Origin of the sequence: Coprococcus sp. AM11-30B, from assembly GCF_027674365.1 — a bacterium.
In the GTDB taxonomy this organism is placed as follows: domain Bacteria; phylum Bacillota; class Clostridia; order Lachnospirales; family Lachnospiraceae; genus Allocoprococcus; species Allocoprococcus comes.
The window spans coordinates 62,073-76,872 of record NZ_JAQDVB010000004.1 but is presented as its reverse complement, the minus strand read 5'-3'; the positions used below and the strand labels follow the sequence as shown (position 1 = coordinate 76,872).

Genomic DNA, 14,800 nt, shown 5'->3' with positions numbered 1-14,800 from the left:
AAAGACAGATGAAAAGAGTTCTTTTAAAATTAAGCGGAGAAGCACTTGCAGGAGAAAAAAAGACAGGTTTTGATGAGGCAACATGCATTGGCGTTGCAAAGCAGGTAAAGCAGATCGTAGATCAGGGAATCCAGGTTGCAATCGTAACCGGAGGCGGTAATTTCTGGAGAGGAAGAACCAGTGAGACGATCGACCGTACCAAAGCTGACCAGATTGGAATGCTTGCAACGGTGATGAACTGCATCTATGTATCCGATATTTTCAGACATGTAGGCATGAAGACAGAGGTTTTCACTCCATTTGTCTGTGGAGCATTCACTTCCCTGTTTTCAAAAGATGCAGCAGTGGAAGCACTGAACGAAGGAAAAGTAATCTTTTTCGCAGGTGGCACAGGACATCCGTATTTTTCAACAGATACAGGAGCTGTTCTCCGTGCAATTGAGATTGAAGCAGATGCAATGCTTCTTGCAAAAGCAATTGACGGAATCTATGACAGCGATCCGAAGGTGAATCCGGAAGCGAAGAAGTATGATGAGATTTCTATTCAGGAGATCATCGATAAGAAGCTTATGGCAGTAGATCTGACCGCATCGATCATGTGCCTTGAGAATAAGATGCCGATGCTGGTATTCGGACTGAACGAAGAGAACAGTATCGTAGAGACAATGAGCGGTAATTTCAACGGAACAAAGGTGACTGTATAAGCAGCACCCATTAAGGGAGGATAACATATGAACGAAAAATTAAAAATATACGATGAAAAGATGCAGAAAACCATTCATGCACTGGATACAGAGCTTGCTTCTATCCGTGCAGGACGTGCAAACCCGAATATTCTGAACAAATTAACGGTAGAATATTATGGAACACCGACACCAATCCAGCAGGTAGCGAACATTTCTGTTCCGGAAGCACGTATGATTCAGATTCAGCCATGGGAAAAGAAGATCATCAAAGATATTGAGAAAGCAATCCTGATGTCTGATATCGGAATCAATCCAACAAACGATGGTACTGTTATCCGTCTGGTATTCCCGGAACTGACAGAGGAACGAAGAAAAGAACTGGTGAAAGATGTTAAGAAAAAAGGAGAAGCATCCAAGGTTGCAGTCCGTAACATCCGCCGTGATGGAAATGATGCATTCAAGAAGCTGAAAGGCACAGACGTTTCAGAGGATGAAATTCAGGATCTTGAAGATCAGATCCAGAAGCTGACTGACAAATACATCAAGGAAGTTGATGCAGCAGTCGATGCAAAGTCAAAAGAAGTTATGACAGTATAAGAAGGAAAGATAAGGGGCGGCGAGATGTTTGGCGCCTCTTTTCCTTTTTTATATCAGCAAATTTAGTATCAATCAAGAGAGGGTTAAAAGATGAATGTACCGCAGCATATAGCCATTATCCTTGACGGTAACGGACGATGGGCGAAAGCAAAGGGAATGCCGAGAAACTACGGGCATGCGCAGGGCAGCAAGAATGTGGAAAAGATCTGTGAGGCTGCTTATAAGATGGGTGTCAAATATCTGACGGTCTATGCGTTTTCCACAGAGAACTGGAGTCGACCGAAGAGTGAAGTGGATGCACTGATGAAGCTTCTTCGTAACTATATGAAAACCTGTTTGAAGACGGCGGAAAAGAACCGGATGCGTGTCCGTGTGATCGGAGATAAGACAGGTCTGGATGAAGATATCCGTACCAGAATTAAGGAACTGGAAGAGGCATCAAAAAATAATGACGGACTGAATTTCCAGATTGCGATCAATTATGGAAGCAGAGATGAGATGATCCGTGCCATGCGAAAAATGACAAAAGACTGTGCAGATGGCAGATTTGCACCGGAAGAGATTACAGAAGAACTGTTTGAAGGATATCTGGATACACATGGGATTCCGGATCCGGATCTTCTGATCCGTACCAGCGGAGAACTCAGGCTTTCCAATTATTTGTTATGGCAGCTTGCTTATACAGAATTTTATTTTACAGATGTTCCGTGGCCGGATTTTTCAAAAGAAGAATTAGAAAAAGCAATTGAGCAATATAATAGCAGAGACAGAAGATACGGCGGAATCAAGGAGGACGAAGAAAATGTTTAAGACAAGATTACTCAGCGGAATTGTACTGGTTATCATTGCATTTGCAACGATCTTCCTTGGTGGGGATGTATTGTTTGCAACACTTCTGATCATCAGTCTGATCGGAGTTTCCGAGCTTTACAAGGTTGTAAAGATTGAGAAAGCACCACTCGGAATCGTAGGCTATATAGGTGTAGTTGCATATTATTTTCTGATCCGTGCACAGAAAAAAGAAGATCTGATGATGTTTGCAATCATTTTGCTGATCCTTGTAATGGCAGTTTATGTATTTGCCTTTCCGAAATATGTGTCTGAACAGGTAATGACTGCGTACTTTGGCGTATTTTATGTGGCGATTATGTTATCCTATATTTATCAGACACGTCTGTTGAAAGACGGACTTTTCCTCGTGGGACTTGTATTTTTATGTTCTTGGGGATGTGATACCTGTGCGTACTGTGTGGGTGTACTGATCGGAAAGCATAAGATGGCACCGAAGCTCAGCCCGAAGAAATCCATAGAGGGCGGAATCGGTGGACTTGCAGGCGCAGCACTTCTCGGCGCACTTTACGCTCTTGCGATCAATAAATGGGGTGGTGCTTCGGCAGGAGTCGGCGAATATGCGCTGATCTGTTTTGTTGGTGGAATCATTTCCATGATCGGGGATCTTGCAGCATCTGCGATCAAGAGAAATCATGAGATCAAGGATTACGGAAAACTGATTCCGGGACACGGTGGAATCCTGGACCGTTTCGACAGTGTGATCTTCACGGCTCCGGTGATTTATTATCTGGCAGTTGCACTGATGTAATCTGACAGGAGGTATCAAATGAAAAAAATAGCAATATTAGGTTCAACAGGTTCGATAGGAACCCAGACACTTGAGGTGATCCGTGAGAACAAAGATATCGAAGTGACAGGGCTTGCGGCAGGGACAAATGTGGATCTTCTGGAAAAACAGATCCGGGAATTCCAGCCAAAACTTGTGGCAATGTGGACAGAAGAGAAGGCAAAGGAACTGAAAAGCCGGATCCGGGATCTGGATGTAAAGGTTGTTTCCGGAATGGATGGACTTCTGGAGATTGCCACGATGGAGGAAAGTGAGATCCTTGTAACGGCGATCGTGGGTATGATCGGCATCCGTCCGACAATTGCAGCGATCAAAGCCGGAAAGGATATTGCCCTTGCAAATAAAGAGACACTGGTTACGGCAGGGCATATCATTATGCCGCTTGCAAAGGAATGTGGTGTGAAGATCCTTCCGGTGGACAGTGAACACAGTGCCATTTTCCAGTCTCTGCAGGGAAGCCATGGAAAGAATGAATTGAAGAAGATCCTGCTTACGGCATCCGGTGGCCCGTTCCGTGGAAAGAAGCAGGAGGATCTTCTGAATATCCGTGTGGAAGATGCTTTAAAGCATCCGAACTGGGCGATGGGACGTAAGATTACGATCGATTCTTCGACCATGGTCAATAAAGGACTGGAAGTGATGGAAGCCAGATGGCTTTTTGATGTGGATATTGATGATGTGCAGGTGGTTGTACAGCCGCAGAGTGTGATCCATTCTATGGTAGAGTATGTGGACGGAGCCGTGATCGCACAGCTTGGTACTCCGGATATGAAGCTGCCGATCCAGTATGCACTTTATTATCCGGAAAGAAGATTTCTTCCGGGAGAACGTGTGGATTTCTGGAGTATCGGACACCTTGATTTTGAAAAGCCGGATATGGATACCTTCTACGGGCTTGCACTTGCTTACGAGGCAGGGCGATGCGGTGGAACACTTCCAACGGTATTTAACGCAGCAAATGAACTTGCAGTCAGCCAGTTCCTGAACCGGGAGATTAAATATCTGGAAATTACAGAGATTATCGAAGACTGCATGAAAGCACATAAGACAATTGCGAATCCGACTGTGGAACAGATTCTGGACACAGAGCAGGAAACGTATGACAGAATCAGAAGCAGGAGGTAGCAAATGGGAATCGTACTGGCGATTTTACTTTTTGGATTCATCGTATTTTTCCATGAACTGGGACATTTTCTTCTGGCGAGGATTAATGGAATCAATGTGTATGAATTCTGGATCGGAATGGGGCCGACACTGGCACACAAAAAGATCGGAAATACAGACTACTGTCTGAAAATACTGCCGATCGGCGGTGCGTGTGTGATGGGGGAAGATGAGAAAGAGGATCTGTCAGAGGGAAGCTTCAACAGCAAATCGCCGTGGCGCAGGATCTCGGTCATTGCCGCAGGTCCGGTATTTAATTTTATTCTTGCCTTTATTGGTGCATTCATTATTATTTGCTTTGTCGGTGTAGACAAACCGGTCATAGGAACAGTAAATGCAGGAACGCCTGCAGCTGAGGCAGGGCTTCAGGCAGGGGATGAGATTGTAAAGATCAATGATAAGAACATCCATATTTTCAAGGATATTTCTACTTACAATCAGTTTCATCAGGGACAGACGATGAAGATTGTATACAAAAGAAATGGCGAAAAGAATACGGTTTCCGTTACCCCGGAGAAGAATGACAGTGGATATTATCTGATTGGAATTACGAGCAGCAATTATGTTAAGACCAATGTATTTGAGACTGCCGCATACAGTGCGTATAATGTTAAATACTGGATCAATTTGACGATTGACAGTTTGAAACAGCTTGTGACAGGACGGATCGGAGTGGATCAGTTATCTGGACCGGTGGGCGTTGTGAGCGCGGTGGATACCACGTATAAGGAAAGCAAATCTGGTGGAGCACTGCTGATTTTCCTGAATCTTCTGCAGATGACGATCCTGCTTTCAGCGAACCTTGGAGTGATGAATTTACTTCCTCTTCCGGCACTGGATGGAGGCCGTCTGGTATTTCTGATCGTGGAAGTGATCCGCGGAAAGCGGGTGCCTCCGGAAAAAGAAGGGTATGTACATCTGGCAGGAATGGCACTTCTTCTTTGCCTGATGGTATTTGTGATGTATAATGATATCCGGAGAATCTTCTTTTAGGGATATTGGAAAATTTTACGAAGCACTTCGATTGGCTACAATTGAGGTGCTTTGTGTTAGGTGCATCAGTGGATGCATATTTTGATGGAAATTATTTTACAGAAAGAAGGATGGAAAGATGCGTGAGCAGCTTACAGAAAGTGATGTAAAGAAAATTGAAGAGGAAATCCAACATCGCAAGCATGTGATCCGTAAGGAAGCCATTGAAGCGGTCAAGGAAGCGCGTGCGCAGGGAGACTTAAGTGAGAACTTTGAATACCATGCAGCAAAAAAATATAAGAACCAGAATGAAAGCCGGATCCGGTATTTGGAAAGAATGCTGAAAAATGCGGAGATTGTATCCGATACTTCCGAAGAAGGTGTTGCCGGAATCAATAATCGTGTGACCGTATATTTTCCGGAGGATGACGAGGAAGAAACCTATAAGCTGGTTACTTCGATTCGTGGAAATTCAATTCATAATTATATCAGTACCGAATCTCCGATCGGAAAGGCAATCTTCGGGCATAAAGCAGGAGAGACTGTGAAGGTGAAGGTTAGCGATGATTATTCGTATGAGCTTGTGATACGGAAGATTGAAGATACGACGGATGATGAGGAGGATAAGATCCGGGCGTTTTAGTTTGAAGGTGGGGGCAGAGTATGTGAGCAAGGGAGCAGAAATTTCCCAAAAGCAATGTCAATGAGAAGAATAAAAACGGATCATGAGATTCCAGGCTCCATACAAAATCCCAGCCCCTGATATAGTCGCAAGGATATAGACCAGAATTGCAGAATTATTTCCGTAGAGTTCACCGATTTTCAAAAAGAAAATCTGTTCCATCCGGTAATCTGGATTAATGTAGAAAAGATTAATTTCACCAAAGGGATCCAGAATGTGGTTCAGATATTCTGCGATGAGAGCAAACAGAATATAGAGCAAAGTGATGCGGGAAAAAGAAGGCAGCAGACGGCGTGAAGAAGCGTCAGTCGGCTGTCTTTTAATATTTTTTGAACAGGAAAGAGGAGTCATTGGTACAGATTTCTGTACCAGAAATATACCGGACAGGATTCCTGTGACAATTAGTAAAATATGCCAGAGATAGGAGTGAACTGTCAGGATCAGAAGCGGATAATGCATTCCACTGGTATCGAAAAAAACGGCAATTCCACCGAGAAGATTATAGGTGGAAAGGAAGCCGAGGATGGTATTTCTGGCAGGTTCTGTGTGAAAAAATGGGTAGAGAACCAGCAGATACATCGGGAGGCTGCAGAGCTGGAATGGGAAGTACCACAGGTTGTAGTGCCCATTATTCATGACGAAGGTCAGGAGTAATTGTTTCAGGATTTCGCTGGTAAGCAGAAAAATGCCGATGAAGAATAAAACTTTTTCTATACAGTGTAGTGAAAATTTTTTTATCATATGGGCTCCTCAAAATTTTGTTTTATAGGTGTAGTATACGCTGCAATAAAGTTTGTTACAAGATTTTATGGGGAATTTGACCAGTTATTCATAGAAAAGTTCTGAAAAAATATAGAAAAATACCATGATAAAACATAGTTAGAATTGACTGACCTATAGGCGTGGAGATATAATTAAAAATAATGATGCAGACGGAGTGGAAGATTCCTATCTGAATGCTGAATGGAGATAATTTTATACAAGAGACTTTGACGGCAAGGTAGATCCGAGCGGGAAACAGTTGGTGATATACGAAGATGTATAGTGGGACTCGTCTACCGTTTTGGGAGACGGGTTTTTTGTGTATACGATAAATTGTCTGCTTGGTTATAGAAAGGAAAAAGGATTATGTTAAAGGTTGCAATTTATGGAAAGGGCGGTATTGGAAAGTCTACGATTACGTCCAACCTGGCGGCAGCATTTGCGGCGATGGGAAAGAAAGTAATCCAGATTGGATGTGATCCGAAAGCAGATTCTACGATCAATCTGCTTGGCGGCGAGCCGCTCAGACCGGTGATGAATTATATGAGAGAAGAGGATGAAGAACCGGAGGAGCTTTCAGATATTGCAAAAGAAGGCTATGGTGGTGTGCTCTGCATTGAAACAGGTGGACCGACACCGGGACTTGGATGCGCGGGGCGCGGGATTATTGCCACATTCCAGCTGTTAGAAGATTTGCAGTTATTTGAAACATATAAGCCGGATGTTGTACTTTATGACGTTCTTGGTGACGTGGTATGCGGTGGCTTTGCAGCACCGATTCGGGAAGGGTACGCCGAAAAGGTTCTGATCGTAACTTCCGGAGAAAAGATGGCACTTTATGCAGCAAATAATATTTCAAGTGCGGTGAGGAATTTTGAGGACAGAAGCTATGCCAGAGTATTCGGTATTGTACTGAACCACAGGAATGTGGAAAATGAGACGGAAAAAGTACAGGCATTTTCCGAAAAAAGCGGGATCCCGATCGTCGGGGAAATCCCGAGAAGTGATGAGATCATCCGCTATGAGGATCAGGGAATGACGGTGATCGAAGGGGACAAAGATTCCGCGATCAGTAAGAAATTTTTTGATCTGGCAGAGTTATTACTGAAGAGTGAGGAATAGAAGGTATGGCAAAAGAAGCATATTATTGTACCGTAAAAGAATTAAATAAACTGGGAAGAGATGCGATTCCGGCACAGCTCCGGTCGAATACACACCTGATCTACAGCTCACCGGCAACGCTTGCATTTAACTCACCGGGAGCAGAAGGATTCGGAGTAAAAAGAGCGGGACTTGCTGTGCCGGATTCGATCATGCTGATCGTGGCACCGGGCTGCTGTGGACGAAATACTTCGCTTATCAGTTCCATGAGGGAATATGATAACCGTTTTTTCTATCTGATGATGGACGAGACCGATATCGTAACGGGACGTCATTTGAAAAAGATTCCGAAGGCAGTAGAAGAAATCTGCAATTGCTGTGAAAAGAGACCGTCCGTTGTGATGATCTGTATTACCTGTGTAGATGCTCTTCTTGGGACGGACATGGAGCGTGTGTGCAGAAAAGCGGAAGAAAGAGCCGGACTTCCGGTTCGACCATGCTACATGTACGCGCTGACAAGAGAAGGAAGAAAGCCGCCGATGGTACATGTACGTCAGTCTTTATATTCCCTTCTGGAGCCAAAGAAGAAAAAAGGAAATGTGGTGAACCTGCTTGGATTTTTCTCGCCGCTGATCGATGAGTGTGAGCTGTATGATCTTTTGCACAGCGCAGGAGTTAAGACCATCCATGAAATCTCCAGATGCAAGGACTATGAGGAATATCAGACCATGTCTGAGGCAAATTTTAATCTGGTACTTCACCCGGAAGCCAGATTTGCGGCAGAGGATTTTCATAACCGTCTGCAGATTCCGTTTATTGAACTCAGGAGACTCTACCAGACAGACAAGATCGCCAGCCAGTATCAGGCATTTGGGAAAGTGCTTGGGGTGACATTTTCTGATGAAGTTTATCGTGAAAAAGCGGAAGAAACCGTGGCGAAATTCAAAGAGAAACGGCCGGAGGCAAGCTTTGCGATTGGGGAATGCATGAACGGAGATCCATTTGAAATGGCACTTGCGATGATCAAATATGGATTTAAGGTGCCGGAAATCTATGGAACACTGACAGCAGAGAACTTTATTTACCTGAACCAGTTATCCCAGCTCAGCCCGGAGACGAAGGTATTTTCCAATATGGAACCGACCATGCTGTACTACGATCCGGAAAAGAGCGGCGTGAATATGACCATTGGAAAGGATGCGGGATACTATCATCCGGATCAGCCGAATGTGATCTGGAATCAGGACAGACAGCCTTATGGTTATGCAGGTGTGACACGGTTGTTTGAAACCCTTTTGGAGGTGTAGCATGAGAGGACTTAGAAAATATCTGACACCATTTGCACCGGATCAGTCGGGTGCAGTGTCTGTGTTATATGAACTTGGCGGAATCATCGTCATCTGCGACGCGGGAGGATGCACAGGAAATGTCTGCGGTTTTGATGAGCCGAGATGGTTTGAACGGAAAAGTGCAGTATTCAGCGCAGGACTTCGTGATATGGATGCAATCCTTGGAAGAGATGACCGTCTGGTCGCAAAGCTGGTCGATGCAGCTGATAAGATTGATGCGAATTTTGCGGCGATTGTCGGCACTCCGGTTCCGGCTGTGATCGGAACGGATTACCAGGCACTGAAAAGAATGTGTGAAAAAAAGACCGACCTTCCGATTCTTGCCATTGATACCGACGGAATGGAGCTTTACGATAAAGGGGAAGAAAAAGCGTATCTTGCATTATTTACTGCATTTGCAAAGGAAAAATATGAGGTATGCAAAGAAAAAGTCGGTATCCTTGGAATGACGCCACAGGATGTAAGCGATCTGAAAGCAGCAGATAAAGTAAGAGAGGAACTGAAAAAAGAAGGAAAAGAAGCCATTTGCTATGGAATGGGCGATGGGCTTGAGGCAGTAGAAAGGGCATCGGAAGCTGGCAAAAATATTGTTGTATCTGCGGCAGCACTGGAAGCAGCCAAATATTTGGAAAAGACCTTTGGTACGCCGTATGAGATCGGTTATCCGGCAGCAGGTGAGTTGGTTCCGAATCTGGACTATCAGGGAAAGAAGATCCTTGTGGTACACCAGCAGGTGATGGCGGAAGCAATCCGGCAGGAAATTCTTAAAAGAGAGAATTTGGCAGAGGTGCAGACAGCAACCTGGTTTATGAGGAAAAAAGAGCTTGCCTGTCCGCAGGATGTGTCGTTGCGTGAGGAAGATGATTATATCGATCTTGTGAAAAATGGTGGATTTGATATCATTTTCGCAGATGCATGTATGGAAAAAATGGTTCCGGATTTTCAGGGAATCTTCGTAAATACAAGACATTTTGCAGTGTCAGGGAGACTGTGTGAATAGATGAAAAATGAAGTGACAAAACAGATCCGCGTCTATGGGATCGTGCAAGGCGTAGGATTTCGTCCGACTGTGAGCAGGCATGCGGCTACGCATCAGATCCGGGGCAGCGTGTCCAATAAAGGTCCGTATGTGGAAATCTTTGCGCAGGGACCGGAAGCGGCAGTGGATGGATTTATCTCGGATATTGAGAATAAGCCGCCGAAGCGGGCAGCAATTTTGAAAATGAATATTGAGCCGGTAGAAGAAGCAGAAGACTTTACGGAGTTTGCGATCATTGAAAGTGAAAAGACGAAAGGTGAGATTTTTGTCTCACCGGATATTGCAATTTGTGATGAATGCAAGGAAGAAATGTTTGATCCGAAAAACCGTAGATATCTGCATCCATTTATCAACTGTACCTGCTGTGGACCAAGACTTACGATCCTGGATGCCCTTCCGTATGACCGGGAGCGCACCAGCATGAAAGAATTTCCGATGTGTCCGGATTGCGCAAAAGAATATTATGATCCGGCAACCCGGAGATACGATGCACAGCCAGTCTGTTGTAACGAGTGTGGTCCGGAGGTTTACCTGATCGGCAGAGAAGAACGCGGAAGAGACGCAATCATTTACACCAGACGAACCATTGCAGAAGGCGGAATTGTGGCGATTAAGGGGATTGGAGGTTTCCACCTGTGCTGCGATGCGACTAATGAAGAGGCGGTGAAGCGCCTCAGAGAACTGAAAAAACGTCCGGCGAAACCATTTGCAGTTATGGCAAAAGATCTGAAATCTGTGAAAAGAGAATGCTTGGTTAGTGAAGAACAGGAAAAAATTCTGACCGGACATCAAAAACCGATCCTGCTTCTGGACAAAAAAGAAGATGGTGAAGAAACACTTTGCGAAAGTATTGCACCTGGTAATCCAAAGGTTGGAGTAATGTTGCCGTATGCACCGGTACAGCTTCTTCTCTTTACCTATGATGATGGAATCCGGATGCCGTCTTTTTTGGTTATGACCAGTGGAAATACATCCGGTGCACCGATCTGCAGGGAGGACAAAGAAGCGATTCAGGAGCTTTCCCGTCTGTGCGACTGTATGCTTTCCCACAACCGGAAAATCCGGATCCGTGCCGATGATTCAGTGATGGATTTTTATAAAAACGAGCCATATATGATCCGCAGATCCAGAGGCTATGCGCCACTTCCGACCATGGTTCAGATGTCGTGGAAAGGGCAGGTACTTGCCACTGGAGGAGAACTGAAAAATACATTCTGTATCGGTGTGGACGGCAGATTTTACCCATCCCCTTATGTGGGAGATCTGGAAGATCTGCGCACCGTGGAAGCTTTAAAAGAAACGATCGGCAGAATGGAAACACTTCTGGAGGTAGAACCAAAGGTTGTGGCATGCGATCTGCATCCGAAATACAATGCGACAGTTGTTGCGGAAGAACTTGGACTTCCGGTTCTGAAGATACAGCACCATTTTGCACATATTCTGTCCTGTATGGCAGAAAATGACTGCGAAGATCCGGTGATCGGAGTTTCCTTTGACGGAACCGGCTATGGAACGGATGGAACCATCTGGGGTGGAGAAATTCTTCGGTGTGATTACGATGGATTTGAAAGACTTGGCAGCATTAAGCCATTCTGGCAGGTAGGTGGAGATCTTTCTGCAAAAGAAGGCTGGCGAATTGCCGGTTCTCTTCTCTATGAAGAATTGCAGGATAAAGAAAAAACGGTCGAATGGATGAAGAAACTGGAGCTTTGCACCGAACCGGAGGCAAAAGTACTGGTGACAATGACCGGACGACACCTGAATGCTGTTCAATCTACCAGTGCCGGCCGTCTCTTTGATGGAGTCAGTGCTATCCTCGGAATCCGGAAAAAATCCACTTTCGAGGGAGAAGCATCTACGGCATTAGAGTTCGCAGCAGAAGCTTACGAAAAAACAATGCAGCATCCATACGAACCCCTCATGCTTAAGCCATTTACAGAAACGGCAGAAGACCGCCTGATTCTAAATACCGGCGAATTAGTCAAAAACCTCGCAAAAAAACGTCTTGCCGGGGAAGATGCCGGACAACTTGCATACGAGTTCCACCAGGAACTTGCAAGACAGATCATATCCGCAGCCCTCACAGCAAGTCATCAGACCGGAATCCGGAAAGTTGCCCTAAGCGGTGGAGTTTTCCAGAACCGCTTACTACTACGGCTGGTAGAAGAAGGTCTGGTTAAGCACGGTCTCATCACCCTGCACCATCACCTCATTCCACCAAATGACGGAGGATTGTCACTTGGTCAGGCAGCCTACGCAATGGCATATTTACAGAAGCATGAGATAAAATAAAACCAGACTTTATAGATTTAGAAAATTAAAATCAGACATAAAAAATTTTAAACAAAGTTAATCTAAAGCTATTAGAACTTACAAATAAAAGAGGAAAAGGAGGAATTACCCACATGTGTGTTGGATTATCAGCAAAAGTTGTAAAAATCAGTAACGGAACCGCCGTCGTTGACGCAGGCGGTGCAAAAAGAGAGGTTTCATCCAAGCTCCTGGAGAATCTGGAACCAGGTGATTACGTCATGGTCCACGCCGGAGTTGCGATCGCAAAGATCACCGATGAAGATGAAAGCGAGACCGGTCAGCTTATGGAGGAACTGCTGTAATGGAAGAACAAAAGAAACGAACAGCCAGAGAGATCATAGAAAATTATGACGGACCGGCAGTGCGGATCATGGAAGTATGCGGAACCCATACCCATGAAATTTTCCGTCTGGGGATCCGAAAACTTTTGCCAAAGCAGGTAGAACTGATCTCAGGACCGGGATGCCCGGTCTGCGTAACACCGGTCAGCTTTATTGATGAAGCAATTTATCTGGCGTTGGAGAAGCAGGTGACGATCTGTACATTTGGTGATCTGGTCCGCGTACCGGGAAGTCAGATGAGCCTTGCCGGAGCAAGAGAAAAAGGAGCAAAGATCCATATCGTTTATTCACCGGCAGATGCGGAAAAATATGCGAAAGATCATCCGGAAGAACAGGTGACATTTTTATCCGTTGGGTTTGAGACAACGACACCTGCAGGATGCCTTTCGGTTAAACAGGCAAAGGAAGATGGAATTTCCAATTATTCTCTTCTGGTTGCCAATAAGACCATGCCGGGAGCCTACGAGGCACTCAAAGGCAGTGCGGATGTATTTTTATATCCGGGACACGTCAATGCAATCACGGGGACCGAACTTTGTGAGGAACTGGTAAAAGAAGGAGTCAGCGGTGTGGTAGCAGGATTTACGGCAAAAGAACTGCTCACAGCACTTGCGGTCGCACTGGTACGCTTCCAGGAAGGAAAGCCGTTCTTCGTAAACTGCTATCCGAGAGTTGTCACCAGAGAAGGAAGCCGTGAGGCACAGAGGCTGGTGAATGAACTGATGGAAGGATGCGACAGCGAGTGGAGAGGTCTTGGAATCATTCCGGGATCCGGTATGCAGCTGAGAGAAGAATGGGAAGCATACGATGCCAGAAAGAAATACAATATGCCAAAGATCGAAGGAAAAGCAAATCCGGCATGCCGCTGCGGAGATGTACTGCAGGGAAAATGCAAACCGTCCGACTGCAAGGTGTTTGGCAAGGTATGTACACCGCAGCACCCGGTAGGAGCCTGCATGGTATCCGGCGAGGGCGCATGCTCGGCTTACTATATGTATGATACCAGGGGATAAAAGTGCGGAACAATCCGGTATCAGGGAAACGAAGGAATGGAACACCGGAACAATCCGGTATCATATATACGGAAACGATTAGGAGAGAAGGAAGTTAAAAATGGAAAATAAAATGGACAACCAGACAGTAACTATGGCACACGGAGCCGGCGGAAAGCAGACTTCAGAGCTGATCGATAAAGTATTTGCAGCACATTTTGCCAATCCGGATCTGACTGCGGATGATGCGGCAGTTCTTACACCACCAGTCGGAAAGATGGCAGTATCTACGGATGGATTTATTGTATCTCCGGCATTCTTCCCAGGAGGAAATATCGGAAAGCTTTCCATCTGCGGAACAGTTAATGACCTTGCATGTATGGGAGCAAAACCACTTTATCTGACTTGTGCATTTGTAATTGAAGAAGGATTTCCGATGGAAAAACTGGAAGAGATTGCAGCAGCAATGGAGAAAACGGCAAAAGAAGCCGGTGTCCGTATTGTATCCGGAGATACCAAGGTAGCAGGAAAGGGACAGGTAGACGGTGTATTTATCACAACAACTGGAATGGGACAGATCGAGGACGGCGTAAAAGTCGGAGGAGAACTGGCACAGCCGGGAGACGCAATCATTGTGACCGGAGATGTGGGACGCCATGGTTGTACGATCCTTCTTGCAAGAGAAGACTTCGGAATCGAAGCGGATGTGACCAGTGACTGTGCACCACTATGGCATACTGTAGAAGAAGTGATAAATGCAACACATGATCTGCATGTCATCCGTGATGCGACAAGAGGTGGAGTTGGAACAGTACTTTATGAGATTGCGGGACAGAGTAATGTTGGAATCCGTCTGGATGCTGAAAAAGTTCCGGTTGCACCGGAAGTGAAGGGAGTCTGCGGAATGCTTGGACTGGAGCCACTTTACCTTGCATGTGAAGGAAGAATGGTCATTATGGCACCAAAAGCAGAGGCAGAAAAGATTGTAGAAGTACTGCACAAATGTCCGTATTCACAGAATGCGGCAATTATCGGAGAAGTAACTGCAGAGCAGCCGGGGAAAGTAGTCATGACTACAGAAATCGGAACGCAGGCACTTCTTCCACAGCCGGGCGGAGAATTGCTGCCACGTATCTGCTAAACAATCTGAAATGCGGAATCGG

15 protein-coding genes are annotated in these 14,800 nt (G+C 45.4%); 14 read left to right on the top strand and 1 reads right to left on the bottom strand.

The annotated features are described in order from the left end of the window. Window positions 1-8: 8 nt before the first annotated feature. From pyrH to greA, 7 genes are all read left to right on the top strand, one after another. The gene (pyrH, locus tag PGU50_RS03265; protein ID WP_117834527.1) at window positions 9-704 is read left to right on the top strand and encodes a UMP kinase; all 696 of its coding nucleotides are present in this window, start codon (window positions 9-11) and stop codon (window positions 702-704) included. 27 nt (window positions 705-731) lie between these two features. Next, window positions 732-1,283: a ribosome recycling factor gene (frr, locus tag PGU50_RS03260; RefSeq protein ID WP_008372365.1), complete on the top strand. Its 552-nt coding sequence runs from the start codon at window positions 732-734 to the stop codon at window positions 1,281-1,283. Window positions 1,284-1,373: 90 nt separating this feature from the next. Beyond that, window positions 1,374-2,093 carry an isoprenyl transferase gene (locus PGU50_RS03255; RefSeq protein WP_055248260.1) on the top strand — a complete coding sequence of 240 codons (720 nt, stop codon included), beginning with the start codon at window positions 1,374-1,376 and terminating at the stop codon, window positions 2,091-2,093. After that, window positions 2,086-2,883 carry a phosphatidate cytidylyltransferase gene (locus PGU50_RS03250; protein WP_008372362.1) on the top strand — a complete coding sequence of 266 codons (798 nt, stop codon included), beginning with the start codon at window positions 2,086-2,088 and terminating at the stop codon, window positions 2,881-2,883. Before PGU50_RS03255 ends, PGU50_RS03250 begins: the two co-directional genes overlap by 8 nt. A gap of 18 nt (window positions 2,884-2,901) precedes the next feature. After that, window positions 2,902-4,047, top strand: coding sequence for a 1-deoxy-D-xylulose-5-phosphate reductoisomerase (locus PGU50_RS03245; RefSeq protein ID WP_118199430.1), 1,146 nt, complete (start codon window positions 2,902-2,904; stop codon window positions 4,045-4,047). Window positions 4,048-4,050: 3 nt separating this feature from the next. Continuing rightward, on the top strand, window positions 4,051-5,079 hold the full coding sequence (gene rseP, locus PGU50_RS03240; protein WP_055248262.1) for an RIP metalloprotease RseP: 1,029 nt from the start codon (window positions 4,051-4,053) through the stop codon (window positions 5,077-5,079). 118 nt (window positions 5,080-5,197) lie between these two features. Beyond that, on the top strand, window positions 5,198-5,701 hold the full coding sequence (gene greA / locus PGU50_RS03235; protein ID WP_008372359.1) for a transcription elongation factor GreA: 504 nt from the start codon (window positions 5,198-5,200) through the stop codon (window positions 5,699-5,701). A gap of 57 nt (window positions 5,702-5,758) precedes the next feature. Here greA and PGU50_RS03230 read toward each other — a convergent pair whose 3' ends face one another. Next, window positions 5,759-6,481 (bottom strand): hypothetical protein, encoded by a 723-nt coding sequence (locus PGU50_RS03230; RefSeq protein WP_118199431.1) that lies wholly within the window; start codon window positions 6,479-6,481, stop codon window positions 5,759-5,761. 387 nt (window positions 6,482-6,868) lie between these two features. On the opposite strand from PGU50_RS03230, the gene PGU50_RS03225 reads away from it, so the two are divergent. The 7 genes from PGU50_RS03225 (at window position 6,869) to hypE (ending at window position 14,778) form a co-directional block, all read left to right on the top strand. Next, window positions 6,869-7,624: a nucleotide-binding protein gene (locus PGU50_RS03225; protein WP_118199432.1), complete on the top strand. Its 756-nt coding sequence runs from the start codon at window positions 6,869-6,871 to the stop codon at window positions 7,622-7,624. Between the two features lie 5 nt (window positions 7,625-7,629). Then, window positions 7,630-8,910, top strand: coding sequence for a nitrogenase component 1 (locus PGU50_RS03220; RefSeq protein WP_173825065.1), 1,281 nt, complete (start codon window positions 7,630-7,632; stop codon window positions 8,908-8,910). A gap of 1 nt (window position 8,911) precedes the next feature. Then, complete coding sequence (locus tag PGU50_RS03215; RefSeq protein WP_118199434.1) at window positions 8,912-9,952, top strand: nitrogenase component 1; 1,041 nt, start codon at window positions 8,912-8,914, stop codon at window positions 9,950-9,952. After that, complete coding sequence (hypF, locus tag PGU50_RS03210) at window positions 9,953-12,283, top strand: carbamoyltransferase HypF (RefSeq protein ID WP_270246123.1); 2,331 nt, start codon at window positions 9,953-9,955, stop codon at window positions 12,281-12,283. It begins immediately after the preceding gene. A gap of 113 nt (window positions 12,284-12,396) precedes the next feature. Then, a complete protein-coding gene (locus tag PGU50_RS03205) occupies window positions 12,397-12,606 on the top strand; it encodes a HypC/HybG/HupF family hydrogenase formation chaperone (protein ID WP_118199436.1) in 210 nt (69 codons plus the stop codon). Next, complete coding sequence (hypD, locus tag PGU50_RS03200; protein ID WP_022220583.1) at window positions 12,606-13,658, top strand: hydrogenase formation protein HypD; 1,053 nt, start codon at window positions 12,606-12,608, stop codon at window positions 13,656-13,658. Before PGU50_RS03205 ends, hypD begins: the two co-directional genes overlap by 1 nt. A 100-nt stretch (window positions 13,659-13,758) precedes the next feature. Next, complete coding sequence (hypE, locus tag PGU50_RS03195) at window positions 13,759-14,778, top strand: hydrogenase expression/formation protein HypE (protein WP_243263129.1); 1,020 nt, start codon at window positions 13,759-13,761, stop codon at window positions 14,776-14,778. Window positions 14,779-14,800: the final 22 nt, after the last annotated feature.